The organism is uncultured Ellagibacter sp. (genome assembly GCF_934643285.1).
In the GTDB taxonomy this organism is placed as follows: Bacteria; Actinomycetota; Coriobacteriia; order Coriobacteriales; family Eggerthellaceae; genus Ellagibacter.
Genome location: NZ_CAKUBT010000011.1, coordinates 33,000 through 47,191, shown reverse-complemented (window position 1 = coordinate 47,191; position 14,192 = coordinate 33,000). Strand labels below are relative to the sequence as shown.

Below are 14,192 nucleotides of genomic sequence, written 5' to 3'. Positions count from 1 at the left end.
CGATAAAGCAATGGATTGTTCACTAAATAGCGAAATGGTTGCCGATTCGAACGGAACGGCAACCATTTCTTGGTGAGTGGTTATTTTTTTGCGCCCTCGGCCTTCCGCCGCCTATGCCGCGGAAGTGGAAAACCTTACGGCTGGGGAATCAGCACGGGGAACTGCGGCAGCTTCGGGGTGCCGATGCGCAGCGACACGTCGACCTCGCACGGCTCGCAGCCTTGGTTCACTTCGACGTCGCTTTGCACCGACATGTACATGTAGGTTTCCACGGCATCCCAGCCCGTGACGCGCATCAGCAGGTGCTGCAGCTCCTTCGAGCCGTTCATGAGTGCCTGCTCGTAATGCTCGCCGCAGCTGTTCACGTACCACTTGCCGCCCTCGCCGAAGGTTTCGAGCACCGGCCAGTTCAGCTCGAAGTCCTTCACCAGCTGCACGCGGCAGGTGATTTCCGCCGGGATCTCGATGCCGGTGCCGCACAGCTCGGCGTCGCCCATCGTGGCGTGAACGTCGCCCATCTGCAGGAGCGCGCCGGGGACGCGGACGGGGAAGTACAGGCGCGTGCCCTTGGTGATCTTCTTGTTGTCCATGTTGCCGCCGTGGCTGCCGACGAAGCCGTCGATGACGTCGGGGCCGGAAGGCGCCGTGCCGATGACGCCGATCATCGGGTCGATGGGGAAGCTGACCTCGTTGAACGTGGCCATGCCGTCTTTGATGGGAATCTTTTTGGTGCGATAGCCCGTCGTCTCGAAGAGCGGGCCGCAATGGTCGTCGGTGGCGATGGTTCCCTCATCGGTGACTTCCACGTCGAAGATGTCGACGACGAGCACGTCGCCGGGTTCCGCACCTTCGATGTAGACGGGGCCGGCGGCGGGATTTGCGAAGCCGTAGGAGTAATCCAGGTCGGCCATTGTCGTCTGCTCGTCGGGGATGCGGTTGCTGAAGCAATCGAGCGTCTTGAACAGCAGCACTTCGCCCGGCTTGGCGGTGGCGCACGGCTTGTTGTCCTTCGAGAACACGGTGACCTGGTCGGTGATAACCTGCATGATGCTCATCCTTTCGTTGGCTGCATGGCATCGTGAGGTTGTGCCGCGGGGCTGCCGTGGGGCTTTCCGCTTGCGACGCCGATGCCGATGAGGCGATTCTACACCTTATCGGCATCGCGGCGCGTATCGCCTCGGCGTGGGACAGGAGTCAGTGGGCGGGGCAGGGGCGGGGCGGACCGCGGGACAGGCCGTGGGATAGGTCGCGGGACGGGGGTCGGGCGATTTCTCACCTCGGCGGTGCCGGGCTTCAGCCGAGGTGGCGTTCCTTCTATCGATGCAGGCGCACCTTGTTGGCCTTCAAGCAGAAGAAGATGCCCAAAACAAGCACCACGGCAATGGCGGCGGTAAGCGCCATCGCGTCGGTCAAGTGGAACATCGGCATGCCGATCAGCGCCCCGACGCCGTACGGGATCAGCCAGAACAACCACACGCAGATGCTCAGGCGATGGAAGTTCGCCTTCGAACGGTTGTTGCCGCGAATGACGACGATGGTGGCCCACACGGCGTGGAACAGCATGAGCGAAAGCGCCAGGCCGCCGGTGATTGCGTGGAGCTGCGATCCCGCGCCGGTGTTCGCGCTTGCGACGAGGGTCATGACCGTGGTTCCGGTGGTGTCGAAGACGAAGCCCGTCCAGAAAAGCGCCAAGTGCTTCGGCTTCAAGGTGCCCGACCGGCGCTCGGCGAAAACGCCGATCGTGTAGAAGACCAGTGCCAGGGAAATCACCGCCGCGGCGAAGATTACCATCCCCATGCTCGAACCCATTTGCATACCCATAACGATGCGTCCTTTCAAGATTGTTTCCTTGGTGGCGAGCCAGCTCGTTTCGCCGAAAAGAATCTTGAGGGAGATGGGCCTGAACATCTACGGGCAGATGTTCAGGCGCGGGTCGCGGCGCTGAATCGGGAGGGTCGGCCCGCTTAGCTTACTGGGTGTCTCTGGGGAGTGTATGCGCGCGGGCCGACGCCTCTGGATTGGGCGATGCACCAGGTGGCGGAGCCAGGCTGCGGCGCTGGGCTACTCTTCGTAGAGGGCCTTGTCGAGCATGGCGAACAGCACCGAGCAGTCGGGTTTTTCGCTTCTCAGCTCCGCAAGGACGTTTCTCAAGGTGAATTCGCTCACCGCTTCGGCGCTCAGGCATTCAGGGCGGTCGGGCCTGATTGCGGCATCGTTTTCGAATATGGTGATCAGGCCGTCGCGAATGTGGCCGAAACTTTTTTCCTCGCGAAGGTGAGCGGCGGCCTTTTCCGCTGCGGGAAGCGAATCAGCCCCTTTGAGCCAATGGATTCTGAAGTGCTCGAGCGTCTTGACCATGCTCTCGAACATGCGCACGCAGTAATCAAGGTAGCGCTCGTCGTCGGAGGGATGGCAGAATTCCTCGAAGAAGGCGCGCTTGAAGTACAGCTCCGCGGTGGCGGTGGTCAGCTCGGTCTTAGAAGAGAAGTAGTTGTAGATGGTTCCCACGCTCACGTCGCATCCCGTTGCAAGGCCCCTAACCGAAAGCGAGGCAAGGCCGTATTTGTCTGCGGTTTCGTAAGCGCGTGCGAGCAGTTCCTCGCGGGATATCGATGGCTTCATCGCGCTCCTTCCGAGTGGACGTGCCTGGGGTGCGTGCTTCCCCTGGGCGAACAGGGACGCGTGTCGAGCACTCCGGACGGCATCGCGTCGCCGAGTGCTTCCCGTGGGCGAACAAGGACGCGCCTATTCTAATTCAAGCGGCGAAGAGGGGCGGGCGAAACTGGGATGGGAATGGGTGCCGCCGCGTGCGAGAAGGGGGTGCGAGTGGTCGCACATGGGACGGGGTCGGGCGGAGTTGGGGGCCGTCGCGCGCGCAACCTCGTGACGCAAAACGCCCGGGGCGTGTCGGGTTCAACCGACCTGCGCCTCGGGCGTTCGCGTTGATTCTCGAAAAGTCGTTCGCGGAGGTTTGGGGACACGCGGCAGAAGCAGCTTACGGGCGCTGGCCCATGCCGCCTTCGAGCGTGATGGTCTCGCCGCTCATGAACTTGAAGTCGGGGCCGCAGAGCTGAACGACCGCACGGCCGATCTCGGTCTCGACGTTGCCATAGTGGCCCATCGGCGGCATGTGGACGTTGGCCTCGTAGGCCTCGGGGTATTGCTCCTTGAAGTTCTCCAAGGCGGCGGTCCACGCAAGCGGGCACACGATGTTCACGTTGATGCCGTCCGGGCCCCACTCGGTTGCCGCGACGCGCGTCAGACCGCGGATGCCTTCCTTCGCGGCGGCGTAGGCGCACTGCCCGTAGTTGCCGAACAGGCCGGCGCCGCTCGCGAAGTTTACGACGGAACCCTTCGTCTCCTTAAGATGCGGGTAGCAGGCCTGCATGTAGTAGAAGGCTGCGTAGAGGCCGGAGTAGATGGCGAGATCGAACTGCTCGGGGGTGTGGTCGGCGAGCGTAACGCCCGACGCGGACGCCTGCGCGTTGTTCACGAGGAAATCAATGCGCCCGAACTTGGCCATCGCCTCGTCGACGACGCCCTGCGCAATCGCCTTGTTGTCGGCGGACGCGTTGATGTCTGCCTGCGCGGTCAGCACTTCGATGCCGTAAGCGCTCTCGAGCTTCTCCTTCGCGGCGTTGAGTTTCTTCTCGTTGCGGCCGGTGATGACGAGGTTCGCGCCTTCCTTGGCGAACGCCGTGGCGATGCCGTAGCCGATCGATCCGGCGGAGCCGTCCTTCAGTGCCGCGAAGCCGGCACCCGTGACGATGGCGGTCTTTCCACTGTAGAAGCCCATGGGTCCTCCTTATTGATGGGGATTCCCCCTGCGATTGGGGTATGGGCTGATTCTAGCCATATGTGGCTTGCGAGGTAGCAATCAATTCCTGCGAGCTTGCCCAGCGGTAGATTCTGCCCGTCATGCGCGATGGGCGGGGGAAGAAGGCGGGGGGAACGAGGCGCGGGCGGCGTCCCTCAAGCAGCGACAATCCTGCATTGAGAATAACGAGGAAGCGAAGCAGATAAAGCGTGCTCGCGCGGCAGGAAGAGAAAGGGGAAGGAGAGATGTCGCAACGGGTGATAACGGTGCGCTTGCAAACCCCTATGCCACTGGTGGCTGCAGATTCCCGCTTCGGCTGATTGGGGTTTGCGGGCTTTGATGCCGAAATGGTAGGGTGGGAAATCGTGAGAGTGGCGCATGTCACATGCGTGTCACATCTTATCACATTTCATCACTCAAGCGATGAGGGGGGTCATATGGCAAGACTATCGGTCGCGCCACGTGCCAAAGACGACGCCAAGTTCGCAACGTTTTTGGACGAGTACGAGCGCAGGGTGGAGGCCACGCCGCCTGGCATGTGCGCCGTGGCGATGCAGCTCGACCTGCTGCGTGCGGGCGGATGCCAAACGTGCGGCAAGTGCGTGCCGTGCCGCGAGGGCATAGCCCATATCGAGATGCTGCTCGAAGAGGTGCTCGCGTTCGACGCCGAGCTCGATGCGCTCGAGGAAATCCGCGCCCAGGCCGTAGTCGTGCGCGACACCGCCGACTGCGCCATCGGCTGGCATGCAGCCGAAGTGCTCCTCGCTGGTCTCGATGCGTTTAGCGAAGAGTTCGAAAGCCACGTCAAGCAGGGGAAATGCCGCGAAGGCGTCGCGCAGACGGTGCCGTGCGAAACGCTGTGCCCGGCACACGTGAACGTGCCTGCCTACATCGCGCTTGCGGGCTCGGGCGACTATGCTGGGGCAATCGGCATGATTCGCAAGGACAACCCGTTCCCCACGGCGTGCGCGTTCGTGTGCGAGCATCCGTGCGAGAATCGCTGCCGCCGCACGCTCGTCGATGCGCCGATCAACATCCGGGGCATCAAGAAGTTCGCGGTCGACCAGCTCGCCGCCGATCAGGTGCCGACTCCCGCCCCCGCCGCGCCCACGGGCAAGAAGATCGCCGTAGTGGGCGGCGGCCCCTCTGGCCTGACCTGCGCATACTTCTGCGCCCTTATGGGACATGAGGTGCACGTGCTCGAGATGCGCAAGCAGCTTGGCGGCATGATGCGCTACGGCATCCCGGCGTACCGCTTCCCGCGCGAGCGTCTCGACGAGGACATCCGCGCCATCGTGTCGGCGGGCAACGTCACTGTGCACACGGAGTGCCGCATCGATGCCGAGAGCATGCGCCTTCTTTCGGAAGAATACGACGCGGTGTATGTGGCCATCGGCGCCCAGGGCGGCAAGACCTTAAAGCTCGATGGGGCCGACGCCGAGGGCGTGATGAGCGCAGTCGACCTGCTCACCAAGATCGGCGATGGCGAGTACCCCGACTTCACGGGCAAGAACGTGGTGGTCGTCGGTGGCGGCAACGTCGCCATGGACTGCGCGCGCACGAGCGTGCGAGCCGGTGCTGCGAGCGTGACGGTCGCCTATCGCCGCCGTCTCGAGGACATGACGGCGCTGCGTGCGGAAATCGACTCCGCCATGCAGGAAGGCGTCGAGATGATGACTCTTCAGGCGCCCGACCACATCGAGGTTGAAGACGGGCGCGCGGTGGCACTGTACGCTCAGCCGCAGTTCATCGGGCCCGTGAAGCGCGGCCGCCCAGCTCCGCAGAAGGCGGACAAGCCGCTTGTTCGCGTGCCCGCCGACGTGGTGCTCATCGCCGTGGGGCAAGACATCGAGAGCGCGCCGTTCGAAGAGGCGGGCATGCAGGCCGATCGCACCTACTTCGAGGCGGACGACGGCTTGAAATCGGTGGGTTCGCTCGACAACGTGTTTGTGGGCGGCGACTGCCAGGTGGGCCCGAAGACCGTGATCATCGCCATCGGCGCTGGCAAGGTGGCTGCGCGCAACATCGATGATTTCCTGGGATTCAACCACGAGCTCGATTGCGGCGTTGAGGTTCCTCCCGCGGCTGCGAACTGGCGTCAGCCCTGCGGCCGCGTGAACATCGTGGAGCGCCCCGCGCGCGAGCGCAAGGGCGATTTCGGCGCGGTCGAGGTCGAGATGTCGCCCGAAGAGGCATTCCAAGAGGCGCGTCGCTGCCTGCGTTGCGACCATTTCGGCTGCGGTGTTCTTGACGAGGGAAGGGTCCAATATGTGTAAGGTTACCATCGACGGTGTGGCCGTAGAGGTCCCCGAGGGCTCCACCATCTTGGATGCCGCGAAGCTCGCCGGCGTCGACATCCCGACGCTGTGCTATATGGCGAAGATTAACGAGATCGGCTCGTGCCGCGTGTGCGTGGTCGAGGTCGAAGGGCAGGACGGCCTGGCCGCCGCCTGCAACACCCCCGTGTTCGACGGTATGGCCGTGCGCACGGCGACCCCGCGCGCCATCTCCGCCCGTCGCCAGAACGTGAAGACCATTCTCGCAGGTCATCGTAGCGAATGCACCACGTGCAAGCGCAGCGGTACCTGCGCGCTGCAAAATCTCGCGAACTCGCTCGGCGTGGCGGACCTCGAGCGCGACCCCGTGTTTGACTTCGAAGCGTGGGATGGGGAATTCCCCTTGCAGCGCGACGCCACCAAATGCATCCGCTGCATGCGCTGCGTTGCCGAGTGCGCCAAGGTGCAGCACTGCTCGGTGTGGGAGATGTCCGGCCCTGCCTCCTATCGGGGCGTGCGGGTCGCTGGCGGTGCGCACATCGCCGATGCGGGCTGTGCTCTCTGCGGCCAGTGCATCACCCATTGTCCGACGGGCGCCCTCACTGCGCGCGACGACACCGACAATGTGCTCGCGGCGCTTGCCGATCCCCAGACGATAACGGTGGTCCAGGTCGCGCCCGCCATCCGCTCGGCGTGGGGCGAGGGCGTGGGCCTTGCCCGCGAGCAGGCCACGCAGGGCCGCATGGTGTCGGCATTGCGCGCGCTCGGCTTCGACTACGTCTACGACACCGACTTCGCCGCCGACCTCACCATTATGGAGGAAGCGAACGAGTTCATCGAATGGGTCAAGGAAGGCAAGCCGCGGCCCATGTTCACGAGCTGCTGCCCGGGCTGGGTGCGCTTCGCTAAGCTGCACTACCCGCAGTTTGTCGCGCAGCTCTCCTCGAGCAAGTCCCCGCACCAGATGCTGGGCGCCACGGCGAAGGCGATTCTGTCCGAACAAGCTGTCGAGCAGGGAAAACGCATCTTCGTCGTCTCCGTTATGCCGTGCGTCGCCAAGAAATACGAGGCGGGCGTCCCGCAGCTGTCCTCAGAGGCTGGCCAGGATGTCGATGCCGTGCTCACCACGCGCGAGTTCGATCGCATGCTGCGCATGTTCAGCGTGGACTGTGCCGCGCTGCCCGAGCAGAAGTTCGACGACCCGCTGGGAACCTCCACGGGCGCGGGAACCATCTTCGGGCGCACGGGTGGCGTGATGGAAGCGGCGCTTCGCTCGGCCGCGTTCTTTCTCACGGGCGAAAACCCCGACTTCAGCACATGCGACACCACGGCGGCGACGCCCGATAAGCCCTGGGTCGACAAGACGCTCGAGATCGCGGGCCTGCAGCTTCGCATCGCCATCGCGAGCGGCCTGGAGAATACGGCGGCGCTGCTCGACGCGCTCGAATCGGGCGAGGCAAGCTACGACTTCGTCGAGATCATGGCCTGCCCGGGCGGGTGCGTGGGCGGCGGCGGGCAGCCGATCGCCTTCAACCAGGAGCTTGCGCGCGAGCGTGCTGAGGTGCTCAACTCGCTCGACGGGGCCGACGTGCTGCGCTACTCGCACGAGAACCCCGATATCGCGGCACTCTACGAGAGACTCTACGGCCGCCCGCTTTCCGAGAAGGCCGAGGAGCTGCTCCACACCGATCAGCTTACGTGGGATATCTAGGTGCCCCACGACTTACATAGCAGTGAAGCCGATGAGGGGCTCGCGCTCCTCATCGACAAGCTGTGCCGCACCCGCTCGCTTTCGCTTGGCGAATACGAGCGGCTCATCGCGCAGCGCACGCCCGGCACGGCCCGTGAGCTTGCGAGTCGCGCCGATGCCGTGCGCAGGCGGGTATACGGCACGAAGGTGTTCACCCGCGGGCTCATCGAGGTGTCGAGCTTCTGCAAGAACGATTGCCTGTACTGCGGCATCCGCCGGTCGAACGTCTCTGCACGCCGCTACCGCCTCTCCGCCGACGAGATCGTCGAATGTGCGGACACAGGCTACGAGCTGGGATTTCGCACGTTCGTTTTGCAGGGCGGGGAAGACCCCTTCTTCACCGACGACGTGCTCTGCGGCATCATCGGCCGTATTCGGGCGGCGCATCCCGACTGCGCGATTACGCTGTCGTTCGGCGAGCGAAGCCGCGAGAGCTACGAGCGTCTGCATGAAGCGGGCGCCGAACGTTACCTGTTGCGTCACGAGACGGCAAGCCCCACGCTCTACAGGCGTTGGCATCCCGCCGAGATGTCGCTTGAAAACCGCATGCGCTGCCTGTCCGATCTGCGCGAGATCGGATACGCGGTGGGTGCCGGCTTCATGGTGGGCGCGCCGTTCCAAACCGCGACCGATCTTGCGTGCGACCTGCAATTCATCGAGCGGTTCCAGCCCGAGATGTGCGGCATCGGCCCGTTCGTGCCGCACCATGCGACGCCGTTTTCCACCTTTGCGCCAGGCACGGCGGAACTCACGTGCTATCTGCTGTCGATCATCAGGCTCATCAAGCCGAATGTGCTGCTTCCCGCAACCACGGCGCTCGGCACGATTGCTCCCGATGGGCGCGAGCGGGGCATCCTTTCCGGCGCCAACGTCGTGATGCCGAACCTTTCGCCGGTTAATCGCCGCAAAGACTACGATTTGTACGATAACAAGATATGCACGGGCGAAGAGGCTGCGGAATGCCGCGGTTGTTTGGGCACGCGCATGCTATCGATCGGCTACGAGCTCGTCGTCGATCGCGGCGATATGGCGCCCCTGCCCGAGACGTGATCGCCGTCGGGCGCTTGAAAGCACTGAAGAAAGAAGGACCCTATGGGGTATTCGTATAACCCGAAATCGCTCTGCGCCGATGAGTTCATCAACGACGAGGAGATCTTGGAGACACTCGCCTTCGCCGATGCGCACAAGGATGACCTGCAGCTGTGCTACGACATTCTGGAGAAGTGCAAGCCCCACCTGCATCCGGCCAACGAGCACGGAGCCATGATCACCCATCGCGAGGCGAGCGTGCTTCTGGCCTGCGAGGATGCGGGGGTGAACGCCGCCATCAAGCAGCTTGCGCACGACATCAAGCAGGCCTATTACGGCAACCGCATCGTTTTGTTCGCGCCGCTGTACCTGTCGAACTACTGCGTGAACAGCTGCCTGTACTGCCCCTATCACGCCAAGAACCGCGAGATTCCGCGCCGCAAGCTCACGCAGGACGAGATTCGCGCCGAGGTCATCGCGCTGCAGGACATAGGCCACAAGCGCCTGGCCATCGAGGCGGGCGAGGACCCGAAGCACAACCCCATCGAGTACATCTTGGAGTCGATGGACACCATCTATTCCATCAAGCACAAAAACGGCGCCATCCGCCGCGTAAACGTGAACATCGCCGCTACGACGGTGGACGAGTACCGCATGCTCAAGAAGGCCGAGATCGGTACGTATATCCTGTTCCAGGAAACGTACAACAAGGAGGGCTACAAGCGCCTGCACCCGACGGGGCCGAAAAGCGACTACAACTGGCACACCGAGGCGATGGACCGCGCGATGGAGGGCGGCATCGACGACGTGGGCTTGGGCGTGCTGTTCGGGCTCGAGAGCTATCGCTACGAATTCGTGGGCCTCATCATGCACGCGGAGCATCTGGAGGCCGTCCACGGCGTGGGCCCGCACACCATCAGCGTGCCGCGCGTGAAGCCCGCCATGGATATCGATCCCGACGTGTTCGACAACGGCATTCCCGACGAGATGTTCGAGAAGATCATCGCGCTCATCCGCATCACGGTGCCCTACACGGGCATGATCATCTCCACGCGCGAGAGCCAGGCGGTGCGGGAGCGCGCGCTGCGCTACGGCATCAGCCAGATCTCGGGCGGGAGCCGCACGAGCGTGGGCGGCTACACCGAGCAGGCGCGCCCGCACGACACCGAGCAGTTCGACGTGAGCGACCAGCGCACGCTCGACGACGTGGTCTCGTGGCTGATCGACCAGGAGCATGTCCCCAGCTTCTGTACGGCGTGCTACCGCGCGGGGCGCACGGGCGATCGGTTCATGAGCTTCTGCAAAAGCGGGCAAATCTTGAATTACTGTCACCCCAACGCGCTCGTCACGCTTGCGGAGTACCTGACCGATTACGCCAAGCCCGACACCTCCCAAAAGGGCTTTGCGCTCATCGAGCGCGAGTTGCAGAAGGTCGAGGACGAGAAGCGGCGCCGCCAGTGTGCTGAGGCGATTTCGGCGGTCGTGCACAAGGGCGAGCGCGATTTGAGGTTCTAACGGGGTTTTCGCGCGGTGCGGAAGGCGCGCGACTCGCGACCTGCGACCCGCGGCGCGGGCGCGATGAGTGGCGATGACAAGGCGAAAGGACGGCTTCGACATGGGATTGAACGAGACGCCTTCGGGCGAGCGCGTGCGGATCGGGTTCTTCGGCATGCGAAATGCGGGGAAGTCGAGCCTGGTGAACGCGGTGTGCGGGCAGCAGGTGGCGCTCGTGAGCGATGTCGCGGGCACCACGACCGACCCAGTGCGCAAGGCCATGGAGCTTCTGCCGCTCGGGCCGGTCGACATTGTGGACACCCCCGGCATCGACGACGTCGGTGAGCTGGGCGCGCGCCGCGTCGAGCGGACGCGCGAGACCTTGCGCAGCTGTGACGTGGCTGTGCTCGTGACCGACGCCACGCGCGAACCTCTCGCCGCCGAGCGCGAGCTTCTTTCCCTGTTCGAGGAGCTCGGGCTGCCATTCATCGTGGTGCGCAACAAGGCCGACCTTCTGCCTGGGGAAGAGGCGGCCGCGGGTTCAGATGGCGTTATCGGGAGAGCCGCATCGGGCGCCGCTGCCGCTCCTACCCCCCAGGTCGTCGCTGCCCCCGATGCTGCCCCCGCCCCTGTTTCCCCAGCTCGCGCGGAGGTGCTCGCAAGCGCACGCACGGGCGCGGGCATAACCGAGTTGAAAGAGGCCCTCGCGCACGTGCGCGGCTCGGCAACGCGTGAGCGCCGCGTTGTGGCCGACCTGCTCTCGCCGGGCGACAAGGTGGTGCTCGTCGTGCCCATCGACTCGTCGGCGCCGAAGGGCCGCATCATCTTGCCGCAGCAGCTCGTTCTGCGCGACGTCCTCGATGCCCATGCGAGCGCTCTCGTCTGCCAGCCCGAAGAGCTTGCCGACCTCATGGCGGCGGTTGGCGACATCCGCCTCGTGATCACCGACTCGCAAGCATTCCAAAAGGTTGCGCGTATCGTTGCGGAAACGACGCCGCTCACGTCGTTTTCCCTTCTCATGGCCCGCTACAAGGGCGATTTGCACACGCTTGTGGAAGGTACCTCGGCGCTCGGCGCGCTCACTGACGAGAGCCGCGTGCTCATCTCGGAGGGCTGCACGCACCATCGCCAGTGCGAGGACATTGGCACGGTGAAGATGCCCGCGTGGATCCGCAGCCATTGCGGAGCGAACCCGACGTTCGAGTTCACGCAGGGGCGCGGGTTCCCCGACGATGTGAGCGGCTACGACGTGGTGGTCCACTGCGGCGGGTGCATGCTCAACGAGAAGGAAATGCGCTGGCGCCAGAGCGTGGCGGCGAAAAGCGGCACGCCCATGGTGAACTACGGCGCGGCGATCGCCTGCGTGCACGGCATCTTGGAGCGCAGCTTGCGGCCGCTTATGTGACGCGGGTCCGAACCAAGGGGCGGAATTAAAGACCCTACGTGGAAAATTCCCCGATGCTTCTTCAAATGCGCGCCCTGCGGTGTTATTTTCTCACTTTACTGTCCTTTTAGAGAGGGATGCAGATGGTGGAGGAAAAACAAGAGGCGGCGTCTGAAGCTTCGGGAGAGAAGCCCGCGGCCGCTTCTTCGGAGGAGACGTCCGGCAGCGCGAGGTCGCTGGGCGTGTTCTCGTTTGAGGGCGACATGCCCCTGGCCCAGGCGATTCCCCTGGGCTTGCAGCATGTCCTGGCCATGTTCGTGGGTAACCTGACGCCGCTTTTGATCGTGACGGGAGCGTGCGGCCTGGCGGGTGCCGAGTTCGCCGATGTCCAGTTGTCGCTGCTGCAGAACGCCATGTGGATCGCAGGCGTTGTGACCTTAGTCCAGCTTTTCGGTATCGGGCCTGTTGGCGGCAGGGTTCCTATCATTATGGGAACGTCTTCGGGATTCATCGGCGTGTTCAACTCCGTGGCGGCCTCGATGGGCGGCGGCCTTGTTGCCTACGGTGCCATTATGGGCGCTTCGATTATCGGCGGCCTGTTCGAGGCCGTGCTCGGCTTTTTCTTGAAGCCGCTGCGCCGTTTCTTCCCGTCTATCGTCACGGGTACTGTCGTCCTTTCCATTGGCCTCAGCCTCATCAGCGTCGGCGTTAACGCCTTCGGCGGCGGCAACAGCGCGGCGGACTTCGGGTCGCTTGAGAACCTGTGCCTGGCGCTTATCGTTCTCGTCGTTATCCTGGCGGTGAAGCATGCGACGACAGGCTTTGTGAGCGCGTCTTCCATCCTGGTCGGTATCATCGTCGGCTATATCGTCGCGGACATCATGGGGCTGGTGCTGCCCACCACAGGCATCAACTCCGAGGGCGTCGAGTACACCAAGGCATGGGTTCTGAACTGGGATAAGGTGGCTGCGGCGGCATGGTTTGCCATCCCGAACCCGCTGCCTGTGGCGCCCGTGTTCGACATGCGCGCCATCGCTCCGGTGCTCGTGATGTTCATCGTCACGGCGGTCGAGACCGTCGGCGACATCTCCGGCGTCACGCAGGGCGGCATGGATCGCGAGGCGACCGACAAGGAGCTTTCCGGCGGCGTGGTCTGTGACGGCGTGGGCTCGAGCTTCGCGGCTCTCTTCGGCGTGCTGCCGAACACGTCGTTCAGTCAGAACGTGGGCTTGGTCACCATGACCAAGATGGTGAACCGCAAGGCTTTGGCCTGCGGCGCCGTCTTCCTGATCCTATGCGGTCTGTGCCCGAAGCTGGGTGCTGTCGTGTCCATCATGCCGCAGTCCGTCTTGGGCGGTGCGGCCGTTATCATGTTTGCGTCCATCGTGGTGAGCGGTATCCAGCTGATCACGCGCGACCCTCTGACCCCGCGCAACTTGAGCATCGTGTCGGTGGCGTTGGGTTTGGGCTACGGTATTGGCGCAAACCCCGCTATTCTGGCTGGCTCTCCCCAGATGGTGAGCCTTATCTTCGGCGGTTCCGGCATCGTCGCTGCTGCGGCGGTGGCCATCGTCTTGAACATCGTGCTTCCCAAGGACAAGGAGATTGTCCCGAAAACGGACGCGAACGCCTAGCGGCTAGCTTGCAGATAGACCGCAGGAGCAACGCACGCGCGAAAGGCGCCTCGCGGAGTGATTCCGCGAGGCGCCTTTTTTGGTCCCTATCTGATTTCGCTTGCGAGATGTTCCTGAAGAATTCGCAGGTCGTCGGGGGTATCCACATCGAAGAGCTCCCATTTGCTGGAAACCTCAACGGTTCGCACGCGCTCTTTGTGGGTCTTGGCCACCACGCCGCCGCCCTTGCCAGGGGGAAGCGAGCGCAGCTCGTCGAACGTCCATGCGGGGAAGAGCACGGGAGCGCCCGGCGTGCCTTCAAAGCTTGCGCGCCAGATGCACGCGGGGCAGCGCTCGGCGCGGCGAAGAAGCTCAGCGAGGCTGTTCGCGCTGATGAGCGGCTGATCGCCTTGGACGAACGTGACCGTGTCGCAGTCCGTCATTATCTCCATCCCCAAGCGCACGGTGTCGTTTCGCTTCGGCTCGCTGTGCAGAACGACTTCGACTCCCAGCTCATCGCACAGGCGCGCCACGTTCGAGTGCCGCGTGACCACGACGCGCCTGGCGAACAGGCCCTCGGTTGCTCGCAACACGTGTTGGATAAGCGGCACGCCGCAAAGCTCGGTCATGAGCTTGTTTCCCCCGAAGCGGGTGCCCATACCCGATGCCATGATGATGCATCCGTGGTTCATGCTGAGTCCTCGGGCGGGGTGGGTCATGATGGGGCGCCTCTGCAAATTCGATGGTTGGTCAGGTGTGTTTTCGGGGATGCCCCCTGCGCCACAGTATAATAGCGAAGACTATGTAAACCTCAAATAATGGGGCGAGT

At 63.7% G+C, this 14,192-nt stretch carries 11 protein-coding genes; 6 read left to right on the top strand and 5 right to left on the bottom strand.

Translation table 11 applies throughout. The features are described from left to right. Positions 1-134: 134 nt before the first annotated feature. The 4 genes from Q0I65_RS06625 to Q0I65_RS06610 all read right to left on the bottom strand — a co-directional run bounded on the left by Q0I65_RS06625 (position 135) and on the right by Q0I65_RS06610 (position 3,796). A complete protein-coding gene (locus Q0I65_RS06625) occupies positions 135-1,046 on the bottom strand; it encodes an acetamidase/formamidase family protein (protein ID WP_296061448.1) in 912 nt (303 codons plus the stop codon). A gap of 268 nt (positions 1,047-1,314) precedes the next feature. Further along, positions 1,315-1,821 (bottom strand): HsmA family protein, encoded by a 507-nt coding sequence (locus Q0I65_RS06620; RefSeq protein WP_296061446.1) that lies wholly within the window; start codon positions 1,819-1,821, stop codon positions 1,315-1,317. A 240-nt stretch (positions 1,822-2,061) separates the two neighbouring features. Further along, positions 2,062-2,622, bottom strand: a complete 561-nt coding sequence (locus tag Q0I65_RS06615; protein ID WP_296061444.1) for a TetR/AcrR family transcriptional regulator — start codon at positions 2,620-2,622, stop codon at positions 2,062-2,064. A gap of 373 nt (positions 2,623-2,995) precedes the next feature. Continuing rightward, a complete protein-coding gene (locus Q0I65_RS06610; RefSeq protein ID WP_296061441.1) occupies positions 2,996-3,796 on the bottom strand; it encodes an SDR family oxidoreductase in 801 nt (266 codons plus the stop codon). Positions 3,797-4,254: 458 nt separating this feature from the next. On the opposite strand from Q0I65_RS06610, the gene ifcE reads away from it, so the two are divergent. The 6 genes from ifcE to Q0I65_RS06580 all read left to right on the top strand — a co-directional run bounded on the left by ifcE (position 4,255) and on the right by Q0I65_RS06580 (position 13,384). Further along, complete coding sequence (ifcE, locus tag Q0I65_RS06605; RefSeq protein WP_296061438.1) at positions 4,255-6,093, top strand: putative FAD-dependent oxidoreductase IfcE; 1,839 nt, start codon at positions 4,255-4,257, stop codon at positions 6,091-6,093. Continuing rightward, a complete protein-coding gene (locus Q0I65_RS06600) occupies positions 6,086-7,804 on the top strand; it encodes a [FeFe] hydrogenase, group A (RefSeq protein ID WP_296061436.1) in 1,719 nt (572 codons plus the stop codon). The genes ifcE and Q0I65_RS06600 overlap by 8 nt, the downstream gene beginning before the upstream one ends. After that, a complete protein-coding gene (gene hydE / locus Q0I65_RS06595; RefSeq protein ID WP_296061433.1) occupies positions 7,805-8,893 on the top strand; it encodes a [FeFe] hydrogenase H-cluster radical SAM maturase HydE in 1,089 nt (362 codons plus the stop codon). Positions 8,894-8,935: 42 nt separating this feature from the next. Continuing rightward, positions 8,936-10,387 (top strand): [FeFe] hydrogenase H-cluster radical SAM maturase HydG, encoded by a 1,452-nt coding sequence (gene hydG / locus Q0I65_RS06590; protein ID WP_296061431.1) that lies wholly within the window; start codon positions 8,936-8,938, stop codon positions 10,385-10,387. 100 nt (positions 10,388-10,487) lie between these two features. Beyond that, entirely contained in the window at positions 10,488-11,771 is a 1,284-nt protein-coding gene (gene hydF, locus Q0I65_RS06585; RefSeq protein WP_296061429.1) for a [FeFe] hydrogenase H-cluster maturation GTPase HydF, read from the top strand. Between the two features lie 122 nt (positions 11,772-11,893). Continuing rightward, complete coding sequence (locus Q0I65_RS06580; protein ID WP_296061426.1) at positions 11,894-13,384, top strand: nucleobase:cation symporter-2 family protein; 1,491 nt, start codon at positions 11,894-11,896, stop codon at positions 13,382-13,384. Positions 13,385-13,470: 86 nt separating this feature from the next. Here the strand turns inward: Q0I65_RS06580 and Q0I65_RS06575 are convergent, their stop codons facing one another. Then, a complete protein-coding gene (locus Q0I65_RS06575; protein ID WP_296061424.1) occupies positions 13,471-14,055 on the bottom strand; it encodes a nucleotidyltransferase family protein in 585 nt (194 codons plus the stop codon). Between the last annotated feature and the right edge of the window lie 137 nt (positions 14,056-14,192).